The 7,617-nt window shown below is 72.1% G+C and carries 7 protein-coding genes and 1 pseudogene; 4 read left to right on the top strand and 4 right to left on the bottom strand.

Going from position 1 to position 7,617, the window contains the following annotated elements; all coding sequences use genetic code 11:
- The first annotated feature begins 469 nt into the window (after positions 1 to 469).
- Entirely contained in the window at positions 470 to 1,309 is an 840-nt protein-coding gene (locus tag ACH4PU_RS22395) for an SAM-dependent methyltransferase (protein ID WP_398274693.1), read from the top strand.
- Positions 1,310 to 1,315: 6 nt separating this feature from the next.
- Here the strand turns inward: ACH4PU_RS22395 and ACH4PU_RS22390 are convergent, their stop codons facing one another.
- Both ACH4PU_RS22390 and ACH4PU_RS22385 read right to left on the bottom strand, forming a co-directional pair.
- Entirely contained in the window at positions 1,316 to 2,221 is a 906-nt protein-coding gene (locus ACH4PU_RS22390; protein ID WP_398274690.1) for a helix-turn-helix domain-containing protein, read from the bottom strand.
- An 87-nt stretch (positions 2,222 to 2,308) separates the two neighbouring features.
- Positions 2,309 to 2,542 carry a DUF397 domain-containing protein gene (locus tag ACH4PU_RS22385; protein WP_398274687.1) on the bottom strand — a complete coding sequence of 78 codons (234 nt, stop codon included), beginning with the start codon at positions 2,540 to 2,542 and terminating at the stop codon, positions 2,309 to 2,311.
- Positions 2,543 to 2,907: 365 nt separating this feature from the next.
- On the opposite strand from ACH4PU_RS22385, the pseudogene ACH4PU_RS22380 reads away from it, so the two are divergent.
- The 3 genes and pseudogenes from ACH4PU_RS22380 to ACH4PU_RS22370 form a co-directional block, all read left to right on the top strand.
- Positions 2,908 to 3,246 (top strand): annotated as a pseudogene (locus ACH4PU_RS22380) (lipase family protein); the annotation flags it as partial.
- A gap of 127 nt (positions 3,247 to 3,373) precedes the next feature.
- The gene (locus ACH4PU_RS22375; RefSeq protein WP_398274684.1) at positions 3,374 to 3,877 is read left to right on the top strand and encodes a PH domain-containing protein; all 504 of its coding nucleotides are present in this window, start codon (positions 3,374 to 3,376) and stop codon (positions 3,875 to 3,877) included.
- Positions 3,874 to 5,463, top strand: a complete 1,590-nt coding sequence (locus tag ACH4PU_RS22370; protein WP_398274681.1) for a PH domain-containing protein — start codon at positions 3,874 to 3,876, stop codon at positions 5,461 to 5,463. The genes ACH4PU_RS22375 and ACH4PU_RS22370 overlap by 4 nt, the downstream gene beginning before the upstream one ends.
- 3 nt (positions 5,464 to 5,466) lie before the next feature.
- Here ACH4PU_RS22370 and ACH4PU_RS22365 read toward each other — a convergent pair whose 3' ends face one another.
- Both ACH4PU_RS22365 and ACH4PU_RS22360 read right to left on the bottom strand, forming a co-directional pair.
- Positions 5,467 to 6,072 (bottom strand): DNA-binding response regulator, encoded by a 606-nt coding sequence (locus tag ACH4PU_RS22365; protein WP_398274678.1) that lies wholly within the window; start codon positions 6,070 to 6,072, stop codon positions 5,467 to 5,469.
- A complete protein-coding gene (locus tag ACH4PU_RS22360; protein WP_398274675.1) occupies positions 6,069 to 7,211 on the bottom strand; it encodes a sensor histidine kinase in 1,143 nt (380 codons plus the stop codon). Before ACH4PU_RS22360 ends, ACH4PU_RS22365 begins: the two co-directional genes overlap by 4 nt.
- Between the last annotated feature and the right edge of the window lie 406 nt (positions 7,212 to 7,617).

The raw sequence follows: 7,617 nt of genomic DNA, 5'->3' as shown, positions 1-7,617 counted from the left end.
GCGCGATCCCCGCAACTACCTGGCTTTTCTCGGACTTGCCGCCGCGATCTGCTGCTACAAGCGACTCATCCGCCTCACCACATAGGACACGCTCTAAGTATGCCTGCCTCCGAGGCGGAGGGAACGCGTCCGCGAGGAGGTGAAATCCGGGTACGCGCCAAAAGGTTGCTCCTCTGGCTCTTGATCGCAGCGGCCGCCATGGTCGATTGCCCCCTCGTCGAGGCCGTGCTGCAGGTGCTGGGGAACGCTCCGGCGCCGGCTCGTGAGTGGGTGGTCGTCCTGAGTTGGGGCCGCCGCCACTGAGTGAGCGCGGTGGGCGGCGGACGGCCGTCGCCCACCTTCACCCGTTCCGCTGACACGTCCACCCTCGTCCCCACCCGCCCCCCGAACGGGGTCTGTCCCGCACCGCCGAGCCGCCCTACGATGGGCGGCTTCTTGTCGTGGCCGGACCGCAACCGAAGGGGGCAGCGTGGTCCGCGGAGAGAAAGAGCAAACTCCCGACATCGACCCAAACGTACCGAGCGTGGCTCGCATGTACGACTGGTTATTAGGAGGAATCGAGAACTATCAATCGGATCGCACAGCCTGCTCCGAACTGCTCAAGATTGCACCCAGTTCACGCGAAATCGCCCTCCACAACCGGGCTTTCCTCCGCCGCGTCGTCGGCATCCTGGTCCGCGACTACGGAGTGGAGCAGTTCCTCGACCACGGATCGGGGCTCCCCACCCAGGACAACGTGCACCAGGTGGCCCAGCGGATCGACCCCGACTGCCGCGTCGTCTACGTCGACAACGACCCGATCGTCCTGGCCCACGGTCGCACCACACTGGACGAGAACCGCAACACGGCGGTCGTCTCCGCCGACATGCGGGACACGGACAAGATCTTCGGCCATCAGGCCGTCCGCGACCTCCTCAAGCCCGGCCGTCGCACAGCGGCCCTGTTCGTCTCCGTTCTGCACTGTCTGCCCGACACCGGTGACGCAGAGGACCCCCGCGCGGTCGTCCGCCGCACCGCGGACCGTCTGAGAGAACTCGGGCCCGGCAACCTCATGGTGATCTGCCAGCTCGTCAGCGACGACCCCGCCATCCGCCGCCAAGTCACCGAGCTCATGGCGCGCAGTACCGGCGACAGGTGGGGCAGGGTGCGGGAAAAGGACGAAGTCCGCGCCTATTTCGACGGCCTCGACGTCCTGGAGCCCGGACTGGTCGACGTCATCGACTGGCGGGCCGACCCCACGGCGCCACTGCCGGCCAAGCGCCCCGAGGAATGGGTCGAATGGGGCGGAGTGGCGCGCCTTCGCGGCTAGCGGTGCCTAGCCGAACTCGGCGATCGCCTTCTCCAGGAGGCGCTCGCTCTCCTTCCGGCCGGCGGCGCAGCTGCTCAGCCGGTTGAGGACGTGCCGGTATTGGTCGATCTCCCTCGGGCGGGTCAGATACTGGGCGCTGTTGAGGTGCTCCAGGTAGACCAGTTCGGGGGGGCCGCCGTCGTCGAAGTAGAGGTGAGTGACCGATGACAACGGCACGGCGTCGGCACCCTTCAAGAAGGGGATCACCCGGATGTTGATGCCGCCCTGCCGGCCGATGTCGATCAGGTACTGGAGCTGTTCCCGCATCACTTCGGGGCTCCCCACGAGCCGGCGCAGAACCGCTTCCTCCAGCAGCGCGACCACCCTGGGGCGGCCTGCGCTGAACGCCGCCCGGCGGCCCTGGCGCAACCGCACCCGGCGCTCGATGGCGTCTTCGCTCGCTCCGTGCAGAGCGGCACTGATCAGCACCCGGGTGTAGGCCGGTGTCTGCAGGAGGCCGGGGACGACGTGGGTCTCGTACGTGTAGATCTTCTCCGCCTGGCCTTCCAGGCTGATGAGCCGGCGCAGGAAGGCCGGGGTGACGTCGGTGTACTGCTGCCACCACTCCTCACTGCGCGTCTGCTGCAGCAACTCCTCGATCATGCGCACCCGTTCCGGCGGCATCCGGTAGAAGTGGACGAGGTCCCGGACGTCCCGTTCCTTCGGCGGACTCTCGCCGCGCTCCAGCCGGCTGACCTTGGAGACCGACCCCCGGATGACCGGAGCGACGTCCTTCAGGCCCAAGCCGCGCTCCTGGCGCATCCTGCGGAGTTCGTCGCCCAGGAGCCGGGTGGAGCCCGACTGCTTCTGGTCGCCTCGCCGACCGGTGACGGAAGCAGCCTGCTCTGGTTGAGGCTTGGGAACGGCAGACATCCACTCTCCCCTGCGCGACCGACAGATGCCGGACCCAGCATGGAGGTTGGATGCCTGCCGTTCTACCTATGGCCTACGGTTCCGGCCTCAGGCGACCAGGCCGTCGAACTCGCAGCGCTTGGCGCCCCGGAGGAAGGCGACCATTTCCTCCCGCGTGTAGACGAGGGCCGCCCCGTCGGGGAAGCGGGAGTTGCGCACCGCCACCTCCCCGCCGGGCAGCTGCGCCAGTTCCACGCAGTTGCCCTCGCCGATGCTGTCGCTGCTCTTGACCCACTGCACGTCCGCGAAGGCGCTCGCCGGCATGCCGTTGCTGAAGATCATGTGGATGACCTCTCCCTTGCGCTTCTGACCTGCGGATTTCCTTCTGTCAAGATCACCATTTCCCATATGCAATTGCATGGGAAGGGGTGATGAGAATGCTAGGCAGTGCGGAGCGCTCCGCGGTGTCCCCCGAAAGTGTGTGGTTGAAAAACGCGTGATGAGTGCTGTGCCGCCGTTGCCGTGGGATGCCCCGTGGGGCCCCCGGGCGGCAGGTTCCCACCGTCACCAGCACGCGGTGCGGCACACCTGTTCGAGTGGATCGGGCGGAGGAGGTCTTTGCCGCCCGCGCCTCACGGCAATGACTGAGATGCGCCCTGATGCCCCTGAGAGGAACCCGCCGTGTCCGTGCCGTCCACGACCGACCACAAGACCCGCAGCTACAGCCCGGCACCTACGGCCGGCCCCGCACCTGTGACCGGCTCCTGGCGACCGCCTGCAACAAGAGCTTCAAACAACGCCTGTTCCGCTTCGTCACCAACAACGACATCGTGCCGCAGCTGCCGCCCGAGCCGGCGTACACCCACGTCGAGCCCCTGCGGTATATCGACGCCGACGGCAGGATCCGCGAAGCCATGTCCTTCTTCGGCGGCCTCGCCGACAAGGCGAAGGGCCTGACCGCGGACGCCTTCGCACCGGCGAGCGACGGCGTCCGCGACCACTCGATCCACAGGTACAGCGCCGCGCTGGAGAAGAACCTGCGCTGACCCCCGGCGACCAGGACCCCGCGCTGACCTCTGGCGACCAAGCACCGGCGACCAGGGACATCTGTCCCGGGAAACCGGGGACGGGACGCTCTGGGGGCCGCCGCCGGGTCCGGCCAGAGTGGGGAGGGTGACAGCATCAACGCAGGCCGGAACGGCCATACGGCCTCCCTCCGAGCGGGTCAGCCGCCGCGCGCCCTTGTACTGGACGGTCCGGGCGGGCGCCGGCTGGGCCGTCCTGCTCGTCGCCGAGACCGTCCTGCTGTTCGGCACGCACACAGGCACCGGCCGGCCCGTGTGGCCGGCCGGCACGGTGGCGGTCGCCGCCGCGCACCTGGTGGTCATGCCGGGATGGCGCTACCGCGTCCACCGCTGGGAGGCGGCGCCGCTCGCGGTCTACGCGCAGACCGGCTGGTTCCACCAGGAACGGCGGATCGTCCCGGTCTCCCGCATCCAGACCGTGGACGTCCGCCGCGGCCCGCTGCACGCGCTGTTCGGTCTGGCCGACGTCACCGTCACCACGGCCTCCGCCCGCGGCCCGGTCCACCTCCACGCGCTGGACCACGAGGTCGCGAACCGCCTGGTCGAGGACCTCTCCCGGCGGATCCGCGAGACCACGGGGGACGCCACGTGAACCGGCCATCCCTGTGCGAGCCCCGGACCGGGCGACCGGCCGACCACGGACAGACCCCGGTCGAGTGGCGACGGCTGAGCCCGCGCATGCTCCTGGTGCACCCCCTGCGCGAGGCCGTCCGGCTGCTGCCGCCCCTGGCGGTGGTCGTGCTCCTCGGCCGGAATCCGCCCCAACTGTGGGGACTCATCGGCCTGGTGGCCGCTGTCGGCATCGGAGCGGCCCGCTGGGCCGGCACGTCCTACCGGCTGACGGGCGACCAGATCCTGCTCCGCCGCGGCCTGCTGCGGCGCGAACTGCTCACCGTCCCGCGCGACCGCGTCCGCTCGGTGGACGCCGTCTCCGGGCCGTACCAGCGGATCCTCGGCCTGCAGCGACTGGTCGTCGGCACCGGCCGGTCCGGACGGCACGGCGACGAACTGGTCCTGGACGCGCTCGACGCGACGGTGGCCGAGCGGCTGCGCGACGAGCTGCTGCGCCGGGCGCCGCGCGATCCCCTGGCACAAGCGGCTCACCGGCCCCCGTCGCGTACCGAGGCGGTGGCCGACCACGGCGAGATAGCCGCGTTCCGTCCCGGGTGGATCCGTTTCGGCGCCGTCACCCTGACCGGCCCGGCCGGCCTCGGCGTGCTGCTGATGTCGTTCACCACCTTCCTCGACGAGGAGAAGCTCGGCCCCGACCGGATCCCCGGGCTGAGCGCGCTCGCCCGCCGGCTCGGCGAGCTCCCGGCCGGCCTGTCGGCCGCGGTGGTCGTCGTCCTGGCGCTGCTCGCGGCGTCCGCGCTGTCCGCCGTCCGCTACGCCTTCTCCTTCCGGAACTTCCGGCTCGCCCGCTCCGCCGACGGCACGCTCCGGACGCGCCACGGGCTCACCACCGTGCGCTCGGTCACCCTGGAGGAACACCGGATCGGCGGGGTGGAGATCAGCGAGACCCTGCCGCTGCGGCTGCTCGGCGGCGCGCGCTGCACGGCCGTCACCACCGGCCCGCGGGCCGGGCGGGCCCCCGGGAGCGGCGGCGCCCTGCTGCTCCCGCCCGCGTCGCTCGCCGAGGCCCGCCGGGTCGCGGCGGCGGTGTCGGGCGCGCCCTCGGCCGTGGACTGCCCGCTGACGGCGCACGGCACCCGTTCCGCGCGCCGTCTGCTCCGCCGCGCGCGGGCCGGCGCGGCGGCCGTCGTCGCCCTCGTCTGGACGGTGACCGCGTGGACCGACGGGCCCTGGTGGACGGAGCTGCCCCACGGAAGCCGGGTGGCCGTGCTGCTCCTGCCGCCGGCGGCCGAGCTGCTGGCCCGGGACCGCTACCGCAACCTCGGGCACGCGCTGCACGCCGGCCGGCTGGTCATCCGCCGGGGCTCGCTGGTACGCCGCCGCCAGGTGCTGCGCGAGGACGCGGTGACCGGCTGGATCTTCCACGCCTCCTTCTTCCAGCGGCGGGCCGGCCTGACCACGCTCACCGCCGCGACCGCCGCCGGGCGGCAGTACTACAACGTCCCGGACGTCCCGGTGGAAGCGGCCGTCCCCCTGGCCGACGCGGCCCGGCCGGGATGGCTGGAACCCTTCCTGGTGGCCGGCCCCCCGGCACACCGCGGGTAGCGTTCACAGCCAGCCGCGTTCGCGCGCGTGGTGCGCCGCCTCGAAGCGGTTGGCGCAGCCGGTCTTCCCGATGGCGGATGACAGGTAGTTGCGCACGGTCTTCTCGGACAGGTGCACGCGCGCCGCGACGGCCGCGACCGGCGATCCGTCGAGCGCGGCGGCGAGAACCTCCCGCTCCCGGGGGGTGAGCGGACTGGGCGCGGTGCGCAGGGCGGTGGCCGCCAGGGCCGGCTCGATCACGGTCTCGCCGGCCATCACCCGCCGGACCGCCACCGCGAGTTCCTCCGCCGGCCGGTTCTTGCCGATGAACCCGCTCGCCCCGGCCGCCATCGCGCGCTGCACATGGCCCGGGCGGTCGAACACCGTGAAGATCAGCACCTTGGTCCCGGGCAGCTCGGCCAGCAGCGCCTCCGTGGCGTCCAGTCCGCTGCACCCGGGCATCTCGATGTCCAGCAGGCACACGTCCGGTCGCACGCGCCGCGCGGTGGGCAGCACCTCGGCGCCGTCGCCGACCTGGCCGGCCACCTCGATGTCGGGCTCCAGCCCGAGCAGCGTCGCGAGGGCGGTACGCACCATCTCCTGGTCCTCGGCCAGCAGCAGGCGGATCATCGCGCGCCCTCCAGGGGGACGCTCGCCCGCACCCGGAAGCCGCCGCCCGGCGCGTTGCCGGCGTGCAGCCTGCCGCCCAGCGCCGTCACCCGTTCGGTGAGCCCGGTCAGCCCGTTGCCCGCGCGGCCCGGGCGGCCGCGTCCCGAGCCGTCGTCGCGTACGTCCAGCACCGCCTGGCGGTCCGCGACCCGGAGCGTGACCGTGCAGCGGTCCGCGCCGGCGTGCTTGACGACATTGCTGAGCGACTCGCGGACGACCCAGCCCAGGACCGTCTCGACCTCCTCGGGCAGCTCGTCCGCCCCGGCGTCGAAGGCGAGCGTCACCCCCGCGTCGGTGAGCGTCGGCCGCGCCTCCTCGACCACGGCGCACACGTCGAGCCGCCGATAGCCGCTGACGGCCTCGCGCACCCGCTCCAGCGCCTGCCGCCCCAGGTCCTCGATCTTCCGGAGCTCCGCCTCCACGTCGGTCTCCCCGACGCGGTGCAGCCGGCGGGTCACCTCGGTGTGCAGGATGAGCCGGAGCAGGCTGTGGCCCAGCACGTCGTGCACGTCCCGGGCGAACCGCAGCCGCTCCTCCGCCACCGCCGAACGGGCCAACTCGCGTCGGGTACGCCGCAGTTCCGCGTTCAGGTCGAGGATCCGCCGGTAGGTCGCCATGGCCATGCCGACCCCTGCGGTCAGTAGCACGGTGGGCACGCCCCCGGCGGGGTCGACCCGCTCGGCCACCGCGTACGCCAGACCGACCGTGCCCGCCAGGGCCGGCACGCACAGCCGCGGCGGCACCGCGACCGCCACGCTCGACGCCAGGTACGGCAGCAGCAGGGTCCACTCCCGGCCCAGCCACAGCGGCAGGACCACGGCCGCCGCCGCGAGCGGCAGCAGCAGCCCCGAACGGAACCGCGCCCCGAACCGGGCCGTCCGGTACGACCACCCGACGGCCACCTGAACCGCCCCGAACAGCACCAGCGCGGCCCCGGCCACGAGCAGCCGGCCCGGCCGGCCACCCGTCCCGAACAACGGCGTCAGCAGCCCGAACAGCGGCAGCAGCCCGACCGTGGCGCCGACCAGCGCCGCCTTGGACCCCACCGCCTCCCCGACCACCCCGGCCCCACCCACCCGACCAGAGAACGCCCTGCTCATGACCCCCCTCACCACACCGGACAACCGGCGTGACACTACCTCGCCCGGGTTCTCCAGCCGGCCCTCCGGTCGGCAAGGGAGTCGACGGGGGCGGAAAGGCGAACCGCGTCGCCACCGCTCGGTCCACGTCTCGTACCTCGAGTCGGCCGGTCCCGAAGGTGCGTGGCGGCCGTTCCCGGGGGCTGTCGAGCCGCGCGCGACAGTCCGCGGACGGCGGCGCGGGTGTACGGGGCGGGCTGCACGAGACCGCGTCCAGTGAGCCGGCGGTGCTGGATCCGGCCTGTACCACCCGTTTTATTGAAGGTTTAAGTACTCGGGGCTTAGGGTGGGGCGAGCGAGTCATTGAAAGTTCAAGCAGATCTCGCCGCGTTGCATCCCCACATGCTTCCCTCCCCATCAAGGAGTC

It is taken from the genome of Streptomyces sp. NPDC021100 (genome assembly GCF_044333095.1).
Lineage (GTDB): Bacteria > Actinomycetota > Actinomycetes > Streptomycetales > Streptomycetaceae > Streptomyces.
The sequence above is the reverse complement of the archived record's forward strand: the minus strand, read 5'-3'. Positions and strand labels throughout refer to the sequence as shown.